4 protein-coding genes are annotated in these 20,046 nt (G+C 44.3%); 2 read left to right on the top strand and 2 right to left on the bottom strand.

Annotated elements, in window-relative coordinates:
- The first annotated feature begins 329 nt into the window (after positions 1-329).
- Together DPF93_RS19765 and DPF93_RS19770 are read left to right on the top strand one after the other, a co-directional pair.
- Complete coding sequence (locus tag DPF93_RS19765; protein WP_114767753.1) at positions 330-15,521, top strand: retention module-containing protein; 15,192 nt, start codon at positions 330-332, stop codon at positions 15,519-15,521.
- A gap of 153 nt (positions 15,522-15,674) precedes the next feature.
- Positions 15,675-16,958: a DEAD/DEAH box helicase gene (locus tag DPF93_RS19770; protein ID WP_114767754.1), complete on the top strand. Its 1,284-nt coding sequence runs from the start codon at positions 15,675-15,677 to the stop codon at positions 16,956-16,958.
- 61 nt (positions 16,959-17,019) lie between these two features.
- Here the strand turns inward: DPF93_RS19770 and DPF93_RS19775 are convergent, their stop codons facing one another.
- Positions 17,020-18,747, bottom strand: a complete 1,728-nt coding sequence (locus DPF93_RS19775; protein ID WP_164675404.1) for an ABC transporter ATP-binding protein/permease — start codon at positions 18,745-18,747, stop codon at positions 17,020-17,022.
- 81 nt (positions 18,748-18,828) lie between these two features.
- Positions 18,829-20,046 (bottom strand): M16 family metallopeptidase (locus tag DPF93_RS19780; RefSeq protein WP_114767756.1); only part of this gene is annotated, 1,218 nt, incomplete at its 5' end.

Raw genomic sequence — 20,046 nt, forward strand, 5'->3', positions numbered from 1 at the left:
ATAGAAGTGAATATAGGAGAGGCAGCGTAGCAGTGTTATGGGTAGTCATTGAGCGGAAGATATTGATTTGCAGTAAAATTCAGAATCCTTCGTATATTACTGAGAGGTTGGTTTTCATCCACAAGCGCTATGCTCACTTAGATTGTTAGTTTAGTTGGCTCCCTGGAGCGTGATTTTGAGTATCTGTTTGTTTTAGTGATGCAATTCGCGAATAACTCAAAATTGGCTATATGCAACAACTTTTAAGCAACTAGTTCAATTTTTTCCTATCCTTACTAGTAATGATATTGGTCGATAAATAAACCAAAGTTAGCCTAGGGATGGTCATTATGAGCGAGCAAACAGTTGCAGTGCCGGGAATTGTTAAGGAAGTGGTTGGAGAACCAATCGTGATGCGAGCTGGTGAGCCCGCGTTAATCGCCAATAAAGGTTTTGAGCTAAAACCTAATGACTTGTTATTTACGCCCTCTGGTACCGAGTTAGTGGTTACGATAAATAACGAACTGGTTTTCGTCGACGAGAATTGTGTGGGCTGTATCAATATCGCCCAAGTCGATGCACCAGAACTTGCAGTCGCGAATATCAATGGTGAGCTGGTTACGGTAAATGAGCCGACAGATGACGTACTTGATGTTGAGGCATTACAGCAGGCGATTTTGCAAGGGCAAGATCCCACCGAGGTACTGGAATCGACCGAAGCTGGTGAAGCTCCAGATGGATCAGCGATAGGAACGTCGGCAACAGTGCCTCTCAACCTTGCTCAAACCATCGCAGCGACGAAGTTTGAAACCGCAGGGATGAGCAACGAGCGCGAGCAATTTGATTACGAAGAGGGCAATGATGTCGTCGCCGCAGACGGTGGTTTGGTGATCACGACTACAGTGACTGAGGGCAATTTGTCGGATGGGAGCTATCCACAACAGACGATTGCACGCGCAACCGTTGTAGCAGGTACCTTGAGCCTTGACCCTAGTTCTTTTGTTCCTGTCACAAGTAGCTTAAATGCGCTTCTAGATGAATTGAATAAAGAAATTACCTCTTCTGGTAAGGCTGTTGAGTTTGTTTATGACCCCACGACGAATGCGATTATTGGCTCGCAAGAGGGAGAGACGGTTCTTACCATCGATATTGATGCAGTTCAGAGTGGAAAAAATATCAGCTTAAGTTTGGTTACCACGCTAGAAAAGCCAATTGATCACAACGTAGATGCTGGTAGTCAGGGCTTAGTTCGATTTACAGATAACTTGCTTCAAGTTGATTTGACCATTAATGGTGCTGATACCAATGGTAATGAACTCAAACAGCCGATATCAGTCACGGTTTCAGTTGAAGATGGGGATGAGCAATTAGCGGTAGAGGTGGATGAAAGCTACACCGAAGCGGTAACGCTAAGTGCAGATAATCCTTATCAGACTTCGGGCAGTGTGTTTGAACTTGGTGCAGATGAGCTGGCAGAGATCCGGTTTGATGACGGCGCTATGGCGCAATTTGCAGGCGTGTTATCCGATAACCAAGAGACAGAAGTTACCCTTTCTGACGACGGCAAAACTCTGACTTTAGCGATCAAAGATAATCCAGATACAGTTGTTTTAGCGTTCGTTTTGGCAGAGGACGGCACTTATACCATCACTCAGAACCTACCGCTTGAACAAAATAATAACCAAGACACGCTTAACTTTGCTCTTCCTGTCACATCCATTGATTATGATGGTGACGTTGTCACTAACGTTATCAACTATCAAGTTATTGATGGAGCTGCGCCAAGTGTTGAGCTTCCAAATTCAGTGACTCCGGTATTAGAGAGCCAGCTTGATAGTGGTAATCCAGTTTTATCTCAGGGCGTGCTTGGTTACCAGGGTAGCGATGCGGTTCAGCATTTTGAAATCGATGTAGAGGCATTTAACAGCCAGTATCAAGGCATTCTGCAAAGTGGCGAGCTTGCTGTAACCTTGTTTGACACCACGGCTGACGATGATGATTTTGTTCACTCCTACGTAGGTAAAGATGAAAATGGTGAAACCGTCTTTACCATCACACTGCAACCAGATGGCAGTTACACTTTTGAGTTGTTAAAACCACTTGATCACAATGGACCAGCCGATCCTAGTAGTGCAGACAATAACCGCTATGACCTCGATTTTCCGGTTTATGCGGTTGATAGTGATGAAGATAAATCTGACTCAAATCGAGCTGTTGATGGCGCGCAAGCAACCATTTTGACCATCGCAGTCGTTGATGATGTTTCCACGCTCAAAGATTCGTTGCTGTTTGATCAAATAGTCGAACCAACAGTTGGTGTTGATGGCATGACCACGTCAACACAGAATATATTCAGTGATGTTAGCCAAGATGGCGACCAAGTGACTCACTTTGTCTATGACAACAAGTCGTACAACTTAGATGACTATACACCCGATGGCGCTGGTGTTTATGCAATCGCACTTGATCCAGTCGGCAATGACGATAGCGCAATCGGCACGGTTTACATTAACCGTGATGGTGATATTTCGTTTAAACCCAATTCGGATATTTTGCATACCGATGAAACGTCAATCAATGACATTCTCACCGCTAACCTCGAAGTGTTTACTAAAGACGGTGATGACGATGTTGATTCGGTTGATGTTACGCTCAAGATTAAAGATGGTGACAACATCAATTTTACCGGTGAGTTAGAGCTTGCCTTTACCGAAAAGAGAAAGTCACAAACCTTCACCGAAGATGCCGACGGCACGCCTCTCAATGTCGGCTTGCAAATCGGTAGCGATGAGATAGCGAGCCTTCAGTTTGTCGCTGATAACGATGGCAACTCAGTGCTTAATAATATCACGCTCGATGAGGCTGCAACCTTTGTGCATATCCTAAACGAGGGACAAAGCGTGGTGGTGTCTTTAAGTAATGACTCGAATGATACGAGTGGGTATATATTACAGGCGACCTTTAGTGAAAATAATGCTGGTGAGCGAAGTGGTGCTTACAGCGTGACACAACACCAAGCGTTTGACCAAGTGGATGAGGTGACAGTTAACTTTCCTTTTGCAGCGACGGACACTGATGGCGATACCAGTTCAGACACGATTGACGTAGTCGTACTTGATGGTAAAGACATCACGGTGTGTAATCCGGATTCGTTTGTTTTTATCAAAGAGCCGAAAAACCTAGATGGTAGTGAGGAAAATTCAATTACTCGTCATTCATCTATCGAACTAAAACAAGGTTCAGACGAGATAGATAGTGTCGAGTGGAAGGCTACGCCGCAAATGCAGGCTGCTCTGGAGGCAATCACAAGCCAAGGGCAAGCAACGGATTATGAGATCACGGATCAATTTATCCGCGTTTTTACCACCGATGGTAATGGACAAGAAAATAACGTAATTATCTTTGAGTTAGACGCAGACAAAAGCGGTTGCTACTACGTAACGCAATACTTACCGATAGACAATGATCAAAGTGATGATAAGGATCTGATTGTTCTCTCGATTGTTGCTACCGATGCCGATGGTGACAGTGTTGAAGCGGATGTCGATGTCATTTTAAAAGATGGCGTAGAAACCAAACTCACAGATAGCAGCTTGACATACCAAGAAGTTAACGATGAATTTGGCGCGGCAAAAACGGGAACAGTAGACTTAAAACAAGGCTCTGATGGCGTATCTGACATTTCGGTTTCTTTAGATAATGACACCGACGTGATGAGTTGGACTAGCCAAGACAGACCGCTGGATCTGGTCAACTCGGGTAATGATTACACCTTAGTGTATGAAGACGATCCCGACAGCAAAGTTCTAGAGTTTATCTTCGATGAGCAGAGTGGTGCGTATCAAGTCGTTCAGTACCAACCGATTGACCAAGATAGCACGAACCAAAGTAAGTTGGCATTTACGGTGACGGCTAAATCTACTGATGATGCCGATGTACAAGCAACTATTGATGTCACCATTAAAGATGGTGTGGAAACAACATTAACCAACAGCAGTGTTGAGTACACCGAATTAAAAACGGGTACTGGCTTAGAGGAGAGTTACGGCTACCGCGCTGACAGTGTCGCGATAAAAGCTGGTGTAGATGGTGTTTCTAAAGTGGAAGTTTTGTTAGATGAGCCATCAGTGGTGAACTCTTGGACCAGTCAAGGCAAAGAATTAGAAGTTGTTAGCGATGGTAATGACTTTAAGTTGGTCGACAAAAATGATGCTGATAGCGTGGTGTTAGAGTTTGTTTTTGATGATGATACGGGTGATTACTCAATAGAGCAGTTTTTACCTTTGGATCAGGTAAATGGCGAGCAAAGTATCATTAACCTTACCGTCAAAGCGTATTCAACTGATGATGAGCTAACGAGTGCCAACATTGCGATTACCATAAACGATGGTTTAGAGACGAATTTGTCCGATCGCGTGGTCAACCTGACTGAAACCGATGATGCGAACAACAACTTTAATCAAACCGAGACCACAGGGAATGTCAATCTCAAACCCGGTGTCGATGGTGTATCTGCGATAGCTTTGACGCTTAGCCAAACACAAATGGATGACATCAATGACAATTGGAGCAGTCAAGGCAAGCCGCTTTCAGTGGTTGAAGATCTGGATAACAACAGCTACGCGCTGGTATATAAAGCCGATCCTGATACACAAGTATTAACTGTCACTCTCGATAGCCAAGGTCATTATAAAGTTGAACAATTGCTGCCAATCGATCAGCAGGGCAGCACCAGTAGTTTAGTTTTTGCGGTCACCGCTTCATCGACAGATGATGCTGATATTACCAAGAACCTAACGGTAAATGTTAGTGATGGCGTAGACACGTCCCTGCAAGATGACGTAGTTACGCTGCAAGAAACCGTCGATTCTGATGGTGAGTTCGCCACTAAATCGATTAGTGGTGATGTTAACTTGAACCCTGGTCCTGATGGTGCCAAGTCGAGTATTTCCCTTGCGAATGCGGATGAGATTGATAGCTGGACGAGTAATGGCAAACAGACATCGGTTGCCACCACTGCCAATACTGTTACTGTGCTGGATGAGGATAATAACAAGGTACTGGAGCTGATCTACTACCCAGAAGCCGTAGGCAACAAAATAGCCGGCAGCTATGAGGTGATTCAATATGCAGCTATTGATCAGCCAATCGGTAATATTAGCGAGCTCAAAGTGGATGTGACGGCGACGTCGACAGATGATGAGCCGCTCACCAAGCAAATCACCGTTAATATCAAAGATGGCGTAACACCATCGATTGATGTCAATGGCAGTGCAAGTCTTCCTGAAACAAGTGATATGGATGCCGCAACGCCAGCGAAAAAGACCTTTACGCAACTGCTGGATATTAACAGTGGTACTGATGATATCAATACGGTTTTCTTTGCGTTAGCGGATGATAGTGTATTTAAACTGACGGATCTTACGAGTGAAGAACGCGATCTCGAAGTAAAAAGTGCAGACGGTTCATATTCGCTGTTTATCAAAGGAACCAATACCGAAGTTCTTAATATCTCGTTGGACAAACAAAGTGGCGATGTTACGGTTGAACAATACCTGCCACTTGATAACCCGCTAAACAATAAGATTGAGCTTAAGATTTCGGTCACAGCGACTGACACCGATGGCGATCCAGGCAGCAACCACTTTAATCTAACTTTGATTGATGGGCAGGATCCGCAGATAAAACCAGTGTCTAGCCTAGATGTGTTTGAAAAAGGGCTAGGAGAAGCTGGCGACAACTCGCAAGTCAATTCTACCACCTTAATGTTTGAAGCCAGTTCAGACAACATTGAAACCATCGAAATCAAAGATGTCGGTATTATCGTGACTGACCAAAACAATGCTCCGATGACGCTGACGGCTGACAACCAAACGGTGCAGTTTGAGCAGACCGACACGGGCTTGATTGGTTACATTGGTAGTGGCGTTAACAAGGAAAGTGTATTTGAAGTCACGGTTAATTCCGATTATACCAGTAACGATTTCGGCAAAGTGGAGTTCACCTTACTTAAAGAGGTCGATCATCCAAATGCTGGTACCGATTCTCTGTTACTGAAATTGCCGGTAGTGGCAACCGATTTTGATGGCGATGCCAGTCAAACGGGACCCCAGCAGGCTTATGTTACAGTCAATCTGATTGATGATGTTTCTACGCTTAAAGCGTCGATTCTATTCGATGACATCACTGAACCTACATTAGGTACTCAAGGTAGCACAACCGAGGTGCAAAACATCTTTGCTGATGTGAGTAAAGACGGCGACCAAGTGACCCATATCGTTTACGACAATAAGAGTTATGAGTTGGATGACTACACGCCAAATGCTCAAGGAGTGTATGCGATTGCACTTGATGCCAAAGGCGCGGATGACAGTGGTATCGGTACGGTATACATCACGCGAGATGGCGATATTTCATTTAAGCCCAATTCCGATATTTTGCACACAGATTTAACCGCCACGGCAGATGTTTTGACTGCCAACCTTGAGGTGCACACCAAGGATGGTGATAACGATATGGATTCTGTTGATGTGACATTGAAAATCAAAGATGGCGTTGATATTGGTTTCTCAGGTGAACTTGAAGTGGCATGGACCGAAGTTTCATCAATTAATACCATTACTACCGATGGCGAAGGGCAAGTGCTTAACGTTGGATTAACCAGCGGAAGTGACCATTTAGCGAGCCTCAAATTTGTCGCTGACAATGATACTAATTCTGTACTGAATAATATCACGGTCGACGAAGTTGAGACCTTTGTGCATGTGATTAATGGTGGAGACAGTATTGTCGTTTCTACCAACGAAAATCAGCCACTTAATGTTGCAGACTATATCTTGCAAGCGACGCTGAGCAAAGATGGACAAGGCAAGGCGAATGGTGAATACAGCATCACTCAATATAAACCGTTTGACCAAGCTCAGTTACCGATAGATTCTGCCGTCATATTGTTACCACTAGTCGCCACAGATACAGATGGTGATCCAACGCCAACACAGATCCAACTCACTGTTGCTGATGGTCAAGATATCACGGTGGGTAACAGCACATCATCAGTGCAACTTAATGAGACGTTAACGCTTGATGGAACTGAAGAGAACGCGATTAGTCAGCATGATAGCGTGAGCTTCGTTGCTGGCGTTGACGGTATCGATGCTGTTAAATGGCAAAATGATGCAGCATTGCATACCTTGTTGGATGGCATTACCACCCAAGGTAAAGAGACGAAATACAGCGTAAGCGATGATACGCTAAGAGTGTATCTAGATGATGGTGGTCAAGGTAAAGATGTGATCACCTTTGTACTCGATAGTGGCACTGGAGGCGGCTATACAGTTAAGCAGTACTTGCCTATTGATAATGCCAACGATGACACCACTAATATTGATGTACTTAATCTAGCGATTGTGGCAACTGACAAAGATGGTGATGATACGGTTGCCCCAATTAAAGTGAACCTCAAAGATGGCGTAAACACGTCAATAAGTAACGTCACTGAAGCATGGACCGAGACGGATAATGCTGATGATGAGTTTGTAGCGGTAACGGCAAACGGCAACGTTAACCTTGCTGAAGGCTCTGACGGCGCAGAAACGCTAACGGTGAATTTGACCACCGCAGATATCAACGTGATTGAAACTAATTGGACTAGCCAAGGAAATGCACTTGCGGTTGATTTTGATTCGGTCAGTAACACTTACACCTTAGTTTATAAAGATAACCCTGCCACCGAAGTGCTTGAGTTCAAGCTAAATAGTAATGGTAGTTATGAGGTCACACAGTCGCGACCAATAGATCAAGTGGGAGCGAAGAGCACTATTGTATTTAACATTATCGCTTCTTCAACGGATGATGCGGATGTTAAGGCGACGGTAACAGTCGATATCTCAGATGGTGTTGACACCAGTATCCAAGATAGCACCAAATCGCTGACTGAAACGTTAAATGGCTCGGGCGACTTTACCAGTTCAAGCGTTAGCGGTGATACTCATTTAAATCCGGGGCCGGATGGTCACCAAACCACCGTATCTCTTAAAAACTATGATGAAGTACATGGTACCGCAGCCAATCAATTCAAAGGTTGGAGTAGTAATGGTAACGATATTGAAGTAACGGAGACAGATACTTCCGTCATTTTGACTGACAAAGTCACTGGTGAGAAAGTACTAGAGTTAACCTACTATCCGGAAGATGTTGGTGTCTTCGGCGATGCTAACTTTAAAGCTGCTGGCACTTATGACGTGACTCAGTTCAGAGCCATAGACCAACCAGTAGAGAATGTTAGTCAGTTGCAAGTGACGGTGACTAGCCGTTCAACCGATGATGAACCGCAAACCGCGCAAATTACGATCAATATTAACGATGGTACAACGCCAACCATCATCGCGAACAACGATGCGAGTTTAACTGAAACCGTTGATATGGCTGCCAATACGCCAGCCAATGATTCGTTCAATCAAATGTTGACCATCAGTAGTGGGACGGATGCTGTTGACACTGTCATTTTTGCTCTGGCGGATAGTAGTGTCTATCAGCTTGCTGACTTAACTAGCAGTGGCCAAGATTTGGTAGTCCAAAGCAACGATGCGTCTTACTCGCTTTATATTAAAGGCACTAATACGGAAGTGCTTAATATCTCGGTCGATAAAGACAACGGCAATGTAACGGTAGAGCAATATCAACCGCTGGACAATCCGTTAAGCAACGATATTGTGCTGACGCTTAACGCGACCGTTACAGATACTGATGGCGACAGTGCTTCGACCTCTTTCCTGTTGACACTGACCGATGGTACCGATCCAAGTATCACACAAATTAGCCCAATGATGGTTGATGAAGATGGTCTAGGCTCAAGTAGCAATGCTGAGAATGATGATACGGTCATAAAACTCGCGCCAAGTTCGGACAACATTGAAAAGTTTGAGGTAGATACAGCAGCAATTAAGTTGTTTAGCCAAGCTGATGTTGAACTTACTGACGGATTGAAGTCAGGTGGAAAAACGGTTCAATATGAGGCGATAGCTGGTGGTTATCGTGGTTACATTGATGTTGACGGTTCAAAACAAACTGTATTTGAGCTCAAGATTAACTCTGATTACACCGATAGCGATTTGGGTAAAGTGGACTTCAAATTGCTATTACCAGTCGACCATCCGAGCGCTAGTACCGATTCTCTGACATTAAAACTTCCAGTCACGGCGTACGATTTTGATGGTGATTCAAGTAATCAATCAATCATTGAAGTTGAACTGAAAGACGCGGAGCCCAATGTCGTTGAGAAATCTATATCTATTGTAGAAGGTAAGGCTCAAGCCAAAGATGTACTGCTCAATTTTGCTCAAGGTGATGGCTTACGCATTACTAAAATTGATGTCGCTGATAATAATGAGTTTGGTTTTGGTAATAGCAAAGCGGCGTCATTAGATATTGATTCGCTTGGTTATAACAATAGCCAAACTGTTTACGCGAAAGACTCAAATGATCAATGGGAATTAATTGGTTCAATTAAAGTATTTGAGAAAAATGGTCATTTACGTGTTCGTTTTGACTCTGATAGTACAGTCGATCATCAACTTGGCAAGTTAAATACACACTTTATTGTGACAGGCGAAGATAACGATGGGGATATTGATACCGCCAAACTCAATCTGACCATCAGTGACAAAGCAGCGAAGCTTGTTATTGATCCTGTTCGCGGCGATGAAGATACTGATATCGCGGTTACAATTGAAATTGATTTGCATGATGCCGATGGTGAAGAGATTCAATCGCTGTTGCTCGGCAATCCTCCGGGAGGTAGCTTCTTCTACATTGACCCAAATAGTGGTAATGGAATGGAAGTCAGTGGAAGATTATCGGAAGATAAACTGGATGTTTCGGGAACCGATGTTCTTTCGATTGATAACATTTTCTACCGACCAGATGACCACTATTCAACTGACTCAAATGGCTTTGAAGTCAATGTCCAAGTTAAGGTTGAACGAGAAGGGCACCCAGTTGAAACGCGCAATGGCAAAATTGATATTGTAGTAGACGGTATTGCCGACAAACCGACGATGGCAGCTTCGTTTGAGGCAGAAGCAAGCGGTGATGAAGACAGTTTAATTAAACTCGACTTTGCCTTTGAGACAGTCGACCAGTCTGACGCCAGTGCAGAAACCATTACTTATGAGCTTAAGTTTAGTGATGTGAATATCGTGGCGGATCATAAGCTGGTTAAATCGAACGGCGATGAGATAACCCCAGATATAAATGGCGTCTATCACTTTACCAGCGCAGGAATCGATAACGTATATTTAGCAGCAAAAGGTGATTTCAGTGGTTCAGTGTTGGTGGATGTTAAAGCCATTTCCCATGAACCGTTTACCGATAGCACCAACTCTAGTGAAACTACGCTGACGGTAGATGTAGCGCCAATTGTTGATGACATTACTTACCAAGTTGAGCGTGTGCGCGTTAATGAAGATACCGAGTTTAAGCTTAAAGACCATATCCATGTGAATGATCTAAAAGACAGTGATGGATCAGAAAGCCGATTTGTCTACATTAAAGACTTACCAGATGGCACGATTATCACGCACTTCAATAGTGTCGGGGATAACGCGATTCTCCTTAACGGCAAAGCTCACTTGATAGTTGACCCAGATGATTACTTAACTGCAACGCTAATTACGCTGGATGACCCAGCGGACAAGACTATTGATGTTGATGTGGACATTATTGTCGATTATGCGCTGATTGAGTCGGGACTAACTGGCATCATTCCTCCTAAAGACAGCAACACTGATTTTGAATTTAAGGTTGAAGTCAAAGTGAGCGACACTGCAACTTATGCAGATAACGAAGTCAAGTATGACAGCCAGACAATGGGCAATAGTGATAAAACTATCGCCGTTGATATCAAAGGTATTGCCGATGCACCAATGATGGCTGCTGACAGCAACGATGTGTGGCAAGTTGTTACTGACAATCAAGGCGCGATCAGCGGTATTAAAACCACCACACCGATTGATGAAAACAGCTCAATTTTGCTCGATTTCTCAGTGTTTAGTGGCGAAACCGGCTACGACAAATCTGGTCCTGATGGTTCAGAGAAAGTGACCGTAGTACTTTACGCCGCGAGTGGCAATTTAGCTGACTACAAAATAGAAGATACTGACGGCAATGAAATTAGCCTGACATATGCGGGAATGAAAAACGGTCAAGCTCAATATGAGGCGGATATCGGTCAAGCTGATATTAAGATCTCACCAAAGACCGATAACACGGAAGATATTCAGCTCAAGGCTAAAATTATCGTTACTGAAAATGATGGTAATGAGCTGGTGACAGAAAAAGATATTTTTATTGAAGTTAATCCAATTATTTCAGGCTTTAATAATAACTTCATCGTTAATAGTAACGATAACAACTACACGCCACTTGAAGATCAGGTTAACAATGTAAAATGGTATCCAGGCAAACTCGAGGATAGAGAATCAGGTGGAGACCATGAGTTTGTTAGCAAATTAGTCATTTCTGGAAATGATGGTGAGAGTAATGCCGAACTAACGGATATCGCGCTCACTATCGCAGCGAATAATGCGATAGGACAAGTGCTGATTGACGGAGTGGCAACCACACCAAGCGCTGGTAAGTACAGCTTTGATGCCACAAATGAAGTGACGATCATCGCTGCTGATGGGGCAGAACTAACAGCGGGTAATCTAAAAATTTCTGCATTGGTAACACCTGAAGATTCCAGTGCTGACTTTGTGCTAAATAGCACTGTGTCAGTGACGGAAGTTGATGTCGATTCAGCAACGGGCTTTAGTAAAACGGTCGATTACACCGGCAAGTTAAATGTCGATCTTCAACCTGTGGTTGAAGACGATGGCGAACTTAATATTATTGATGACTCTGATACTGGCATCGCAGCATCTCAGACGAACAGCGTTGGTTCGGTGAGTTTTACCATCAATAAAGAGGCGCAAGGAGGCAGCTTTGTTGGTAGCAATGCTGATTATTCAGTCAACTTTATTGATCTTGACGCGGACTCTACTGGTGCGCCAAACCCTGAAACCGATCAAGATGAGCGAGTGAGTCAGGTTGTTATTGAATTTGCAGGCGCAAGCCAAAGTGTGCTTGATCAGCTTTATGTGCAGGGCGCTATCAATAATGGTGATGGCACTTGGACGGTAACCAATGAAGATTCGTTTATTGTATTTGCACCAAATGGTGTCGATGAAACAGTAACGGTTAAAGTTCACGCTTTGGTAATAGACCGAGGTGAAGATGGCGAAGATAGTATCAATGAAAGCGAAGTCAGTTATGCGGTTAGAGATACTCAGTCGTTCCAAATTACCTTTGATGATCCTGATCCAAGTGGAACGGTCAGCGGAGAGGCGGCATCTGCCAGCATAGATAACACGCAAGCCATCGAGGGAACAGAAGATACTAAAATTCGATTGGATGATACCTTGCGTGAGAAACTTATCTTTAGTGAGTTAGCTAATTTGGATGACAGCTCAACTAACGATCAAATCACTATCGTGTTTGATGTATCCAATATCCCAGAGATTAAGCGAGTCACATCAGGTACTGGTGAAGAAAACTTCGTTAACGGCAAGTATGCGTTCACCATTGATGCCGATGATGTTAACGGTGACGGCAGTCTAAAAGAGGGGGCTTTAGGCAATGCAGCTATTACTTTAATTGAAGATTTTGCTGGTGATTTCACTATACCTATTTCAGTGGTTATTACGGACATGGATAGTGGCGATGAAAATGTGGTCACTCAGCAAGTCAACTTTGAGATTACGCCAGTTGTCGACGGTGTGACTAAAGGTAATGGTGTGGTGGTGCAAACGGTTGAGGCTGCGGACTTTACCGCAGGTGAAGAGGCACCAAACTCAATTAAAGCAAATACTGCCTATGAAGATAGCCAAGTTACGCTCAATCTAAATCAGTTTACCTTCAAAGATGAAGATACAGATCTTTCACAAGGTGTAGAGTCCTTCGCTTCAATTAAAGTCAGTTCAACCGTTGGTGCGGTAACCTCCGACACTGGTTATACGGGGGTCGCCAACAACGGTGATGGTAGTTTGAGCATCACCGCGGAGAATTTACCAGACGGTGTTAGCGTAGAACAAGTATTAGCAGAGGTCGTCTTTACGCCATCTAAAGACTTTGCTGGTAAGTTAACGATTACCCTTGATGGCTCTATTATTGATGAAACGGACAACGTTGGTTCGGTAACTGCGCCGTTTAAACAAACATTTGATATCGACGTTAAATCTATTGTGGATGGTGTCACCACTCAATCATTAGGCGATAAGGTGATTGATGGCAGTGAAGACACACCAATGTCATTGTCAGTTCTTGATTTCACCCTTGATGATATTGATGGTTCGGAAGAGTTTGTATCGTTTAAATTGACGGATGTACCACAAGACTTCTTAGTTTCTTCCACTTCCGGTGATTTTGCAGTCAGCAATAATGGTAGTGGCGTATGGAGTATTAAGATTGTTAAACCAGTCGGTGAAACGGTTGATCTGAGCGATATTCAAATTACGCCAGCGGAGAACTTCAGCGGTAGCGCCAACATTGGCTACATAGTGTACACCCAAGAGGAAGTGGACAAACAGCCGAAGCAACAAGGTGGACGCATTACAGTTAATGTTGCGGCAGTTGGCGATAACATCGATACCCGCATCGACCAACAAGCCACTGGCGCTGAGCATAGCGGCGCAGATACAGGCTTTGTCGACATTAAGATTGATGCTCGTATTCTCGATAGAACAGATTCGATTAGCGCTGCGGATCATACCGAAAACGCTCCTGAAACCGTTTATATTAAAGTTGAAAATATCCCAGATGGAGTGTCGATTTTACTACCCGAATTTACCAAGGGGGCAGACCTTGATAGCGGCGACTATATTGCTTATCAAGAGCTGGATAATGGCGTCTATACCGGTAATTGGATTGTGGAAACCAATTTGCAGCAGGTGGAAAGCATCCAGTTGGATTTAACTGGCACTGATTACAACAGCGATTCTTGGCGAGGGGATAACCCACAGATTACCCTTAACGTAAGTTCGAACGACAATGGCGCATTAGGTCCTATTACAACGCAAGTCGTGACGTTAGACATTACCCCAGACAATGACAAGCCAGTGGTGGTAGCACAATCATCGTATGAGGTTGATGAAGATATTCAGCTATCCATTACCAGCATTCAAATTTCTGATGCGGATGTGATTGATGATCCTGATGCAAATATGACCGTCACTATTAGTCATACCAGCGGTAACCTGTCGTTTGGTGCTGACTCTACTCAATTTGCCAGCGACAACAACATCACGATTGGTAGCGATGGTAATGGCAACATAGTGCTTGATGGCACGATTGAAGCAATAAACAAACTCCTAAGTGGCAGTGAGGTTGCCAGCGAAAAAGGCTTACTCTTTATTGGTGATGAGAATAGCCATGAGGATGCGCAAATTCGTGTCCAAGTCTCTGATAATGGCAATAACGGTGACGTTAACGGCGATGGTACTATCGATATTAACGACGCGTTAACCAGCGACCAAATAACGGTTGATGTTAAGGTCAATCCAGTGAGCGACAAACCGACATTGGAAGCGGAGCGCAATCGCTACTTAGTGGCAATCAATGATGCCCAATTGGCGATAATCCCACTTCTCGGCGTGATTCCGGCACTTGCCGTTGCAAGTGAGAGCTTATCTGTACGGTTCGACAACGTTCCCGCAGGAACCACAATCAAAGTCGGCGGTGTTACAGCGACTCTTAATAGCGATGGATTCTATCAAGCCGATGTACCGCCAGGTGGCGACACCGATATTACTATTGAAGTGCCCGCTGGCGTTAGCGTATCGGACACCGCAATTGAAATCAGAGCGGTTTCTACTGATGGTTTGGCAGACCCAGCACTCTCAGAGCCTGTCACGATTAATGTCACTGCCGATGCGAGTCTGTCAATTTTGGGTAGTGCCGAAGATGATTACTTGTTTAACCTCGATGACGGTGATGGAGTTACTTTATCTGGCGGAGAAGGGGATGATCTACTTGTTGGTAGTGATGGTGACGATATTCTCGAAGGTGGTGCTGGCGATGATCAAATCCTAGCAGGAGAAGGGGATGACATTGTTCAAGGTGGCTTAGGTAGCGATATTCTCACTGGTGGTAGCGGTCAAGATATCTTTGTCTGGAAGGCGGCAGATATTGATTCAGCGAATCCGCAGGTTGATAGTATTACGGATTTCAACGCTGATAAATCGCTTGGCGGTGAGAAAGATATGATTGATTTATCGGAAGTGTTCGAAAGCGATGATTCAATGGAAGATATCCTTGGGCGTCTTAACGCAGTTAAAGATGGTGATAAAATCAATATCGAGATTCTGGACCAAGAAGACGGCGAAACTGTGCAAACCATTGTTTTGGAGAACCAAGCTGGATATACCATTGATGGCGGCAGCGCGAGTCTGATGGATGATCTGATTATCAATGAGTTTATTAAACTAACAAACAACGATCAGATGTAACTCTTAAACTTGATGTAAAGGGCTTCTGTGGAGCCCTTTACATCAAATAGTTAAAAGTAGTCCCATCTACCGGCTTATTGCTCTATAATCACCGGTCAAGTTTTTGGTAATGCCATTTTTGTGCATTCCGCAGTAGTTTGTTAGGAACAAGTAATGTCATTTGCATCACAAAATTTTTCACCAGAAGTCGTTAAAGCATTAACTGAATGTGGTTACGAGAAGCTAACTCCAATTCAGCAAAAGGCGATTCCTTTGGCTCGTCGTGGTCATGACATTCTTGCGAATGCACAAACAGGTACGGGCAAAACCGCTGCGTTTGCATTACCGATTATCCAAAATATTCTGGATAAGCCGAAAGCATCAAATCGTCATCAAGCACGAGCAGTGATCTTAGCTCCAACTCGTGAGCTTGCAGCGCAAATCGCACAAAACATCACTGACTACACTAAGCACACTGCAGTAAAAACAGTGGCTATCTATGGTGGTGCCAAGATGTCTTCGCAAGAGAAGGCATTGGTTGAAGGTGTTGATATTCTGGTTGCAACGCCGGGTCGTCTTATTGAGCACCTAGAGCTGAAAAATGTTTCTCTAGCAAACCTTGAATTCCTTGTTTTTGATGAAGCGGACCGTATGTTAGATATGGGCTTTATCTCGGCAATTGAAAAGATCATGGCGGGTGTCACAACTAAACCTCAAACCATGCTTTTCTCTGCGACGTTCTCTGCGCAAATGAATACGCTAGCAGGCAAAATCCTACGTCAGCCAAAACGTATCGCAATTTCACGTGAGAACGTGACGGCAGAGACGGTTGCTCACGTAGTTTATCCGGTTGAGCAAGAGCGTAAGCGTGAGCTTTTATCTGAGCTGATTGGTCGCAAAAACTGGCAGCAAGTATTGGTTTTCGTTAATTACAAAGAAACCGCGAACGAGTTGCTAAAAGAGTTGAAACTAGATGGCATCAAAGCGGTACTTTGCCATGGTGATAAAGCACAAAGCGCACGTCGCCGTGCGTTGGATGAATTTAAGCAAGGCAAAGCACGTGTAATGATTGCGACTGACGTTGCAGCACGTGGCTTGGACATCCAAAACCTTCCTCACGTAGTGAACTTTGATATGCCATTCCTAGCGGAAGACTATGTACACCGTATCGGTCGTACTGGTCGTGCGGGACAAAAAGGCCACGCGGTATCATTTGTTAACCGTGAAGAAGAGCTAACGTTGCAACAGGTTGAGTCGTTAATTGGTCAGCGTATTTACCGTAAAGAGCTAGAAGGCTACGAGCCGAAAAACCGCGATGCGCTGTTGGAGAAAATGCACTCTAAGCCAGCATTTAAGAACCGTCGTTCACGCATGAATAACCCTAGTGATTCAAACCAAGGTGAAGCTGAGCGTCGCAGTCGTTTGTACCGCATGATTCGTGCAAAAAACAAACAGTAAGCAAGCTGAATAAATAGTAAGGGCGATACATTATGTATCGCCCTTTTTCGTCTTGCGTAGTCTAGCTTAGTTTGACAGTTAGATTGTCTGTTTTACAATTCCGCTTTACCTTGTCTACCTGGTGATCATGGGCAAACGGGTTGAGATCCACGGTGCGGTTGAAAAGATTTTTCAAGGTGCTTTGATGGCTCACCATAATGATGGTACTGCTCGAAAGCTCGCGCTGCACTTTTTTAATTAAGGTGCTAGCCGTTGTTTCATCCAAGCTACTGGTTGCTTCATCTAAAATTAGTACGCGTGGCTTTGCGATTAGCGCTCTGGCTAACGCGAGCTTTTGCTGCTCACCACCAGAGAGTTTTAATGACCATTCGACTTGGCTATCTAGCTCATTTTTAAGATCAGATAAACCGACCGACTCTAAAGCCGAGAGATAAATCGACGCATCAGACCCTGATTGATTTGGGTAGCTTAAACATTCTCTCAGTGTTGACTGGTTAAGATACGGTTTTTGCGGTAGCAACAGTACGTCGCTATCGGTTTGATAGTGCCCTTGGTAAAACGGCCACACACCAGCTAGTGTTCTTAGTAAGGTGGATTTACCCAGCCCGCTAGCCCCTTGAATCATCACTGATTCACCTTGAGCAATATTGAGATCTAGATTGTTGAGGAGTGCTTTACCATTCGGTTGCTGGATATTGAGTTTTGTGCTTTGAATACCTTGGTGCTGTTCAGAGCTTCTTGCCTCTTTTTGTAGCAGCTCAGATTTATCCATTGCATCAATAAATTGTCCAAGACGCACCACGGTTGCACTCCAGCGGGTTAAGTCGTCGTAACTAAAGATAAACCAGCTGAGTGAAGCGTAGACCTTCATAAACGCCATTTTCACTTGGAACAATCCACCAACCGTGATGACTTTTGCCATCAGTGCTGGAATGGCGGCGAAGTAGGGCACCATAGCCGCAATTTGGTGATAGGTATTGACCACCAACCCCAGTTTCTTCTCTCTTCCCATGAGAGATTTCCAGTTAAGCGCAATCTCCTCGAACATTCCGTCTAGGGTCGCTTTTTCGGTTTTTTGACCCTGCATCAATGCGATCTGTTCTGAGCTGTCGCGGTTGCGAACTAAACGTGCACGGAAGTTTGCTTCACGTTTTTGTTGTTGGTAGAAAAGGTTATGCAGCTTGTGCCCGAAAAAGTGTGTAATGCCTGCACCTAATACGGAATAGATGATAGCGAGCCAAAGTAGGTAGCCAGAAACGGAAAAGTCGGCAAAGACCGGCAACAGAAATCCCGCAGACAAGTTCCAGAGTACGATACTAAATGCCGAAAGCGTTGCCACACTTTTGATAAAATTTATCAATAGCTTGAGAGTGTCTGTTGTCAATAACTTAATATCTTCGGCAATACGTTGATCTGGGTTATCAGGTTCATTAGTGAGCGTTAAATAATAGAAGTTCTGTTTGCTAAGCCAGCGGGTCATAAGTTGCTCTGTAAGCGCGCTTCGCCAACGGATCTCAACCCATTGTTGCAGCCATTTTTCATACACTTTTATCAGCACAATTGCAGCGACTAAGCCGACGAACTGCAGTAATAAGTCATAAATTAACGGACCGTCCAATGCGGCAAGGGCATCAAAAAACTCTTTGTTCCAGACATTGAGTTTTACCATCACTTGCACAAGCAATAATGAAAGCGTGATCGTCGCGAGCAAGAGCAACCAAGAGAGCGCGCTCGCTCGGCTTAGCCAGTAAGGCTTCGAGATAGTGAAAAATTGTTTAAGAATTGCCATGAGAGACCTAAAAATCTCAAGCACATACAGCTTGCGCCGCATGTGCCTTATTAGATGTATATAACGAAATTATTGAGCGCTTTAAGCTGGGACTAAGGTCGCATCAATCCAGTTATCGGTGTTAAGCACCTGTTTTAACAAGTTGTTCAAACTTTCTGCTGTAACACTATCCACCCAAGCAAGGTAGTTTTCGACCGCCGTGAGGCTATCACCGTACTGTGCGGCTGCTTTGAGGTAACTCATGCGCTGTCGGTCAGTCATATTATCGGCTTGCAATGCATGTTTGGTTTGCGCTACGACCTCATCCAATTCTTGTTTTGTGATGCCTTGCTGAAGAACCTTATTCAATTCTCGCTGGGCTTGCGCTTTTAGCTCCTGACCACGGGCAGGATCATGACTGTAGCTAACCATGCCATATGCCTGATCACGTTCGCGATCTAAACGAATGCCAAAACGCACAGAGTAAACGCCACCGGCAGCTTCACGCAGTGACTCACGCAGACGGTTAGCAATGATGCGGCTTAATAAGTAGGCTTTATCCTCTAGTTGGCTGCCATAGTTAATATCTTGGTTAAACATCAGGCTAGTGACGGCCATTGGTTCTTCACCTGCAGCGATGTGGATGGTGTGTTTGCCTTTACCAAACTTAGGCAGTGATTTGGCATGATATTGCTTGCTACTAGGTAAGCTACCCACGTATCGCTGTGCAAGAGCGATGACCTCTTGTGCGTTTGCATTGCCAACAATAACCAATTGATGCCCCTTTGCGCTTAAAAACAGAGACTGCCACGCGGTGAGTAGATCATCGGCGTTGATATCATGCAGCTGCTCTTTAGTTAGGCTAAGTAGTTCAGGGTTGTTTACGTAACGAATTTCGTCGATAGCTGTATTAAACTGACCGCTAGAGCTTGTTAGGCGATTTTCAATCCCACGCTCAATCAGTAGTTGAGTTGCATGCCATAGCTTCTCATCTACCTGTGGGGCGGTGATCTGTAGGTACATATTTTGTAGCCAGTTTTCCAAAGAACGTGTGTCTGAAGAGCCAATGAAACCGTGACTGTCTTGATTAACGAATGCCATGATGCGATTTGGATAAGCAGAGTTCAGCATCGTAAGTTGGTCGCTATCAAATCCACCATAGCCAAATTTGCCCATTTGACGAAGTTGCAGCGCTGCGCGACGCATCTCTGCGGGTAGATGCTGGCTGCCACCCCAACCACGATAATCAACAAGCAGTTGATTTGGCGTTTCATCACTGTACTCAAACCAAACTGTGGTGCCATTTTCCAATTGCCACAT

This window comes from Vibrio rhodolitus (genome assembly GCF_003350325.1).
In the GTDB taxonomy this organism is placed as follows: Bacteria; Pseudomonadota; Gammaproteobacteria; order Enterobacterales; family Vibrionaceae; genus Vibrio; species Vibrio rhodolitus.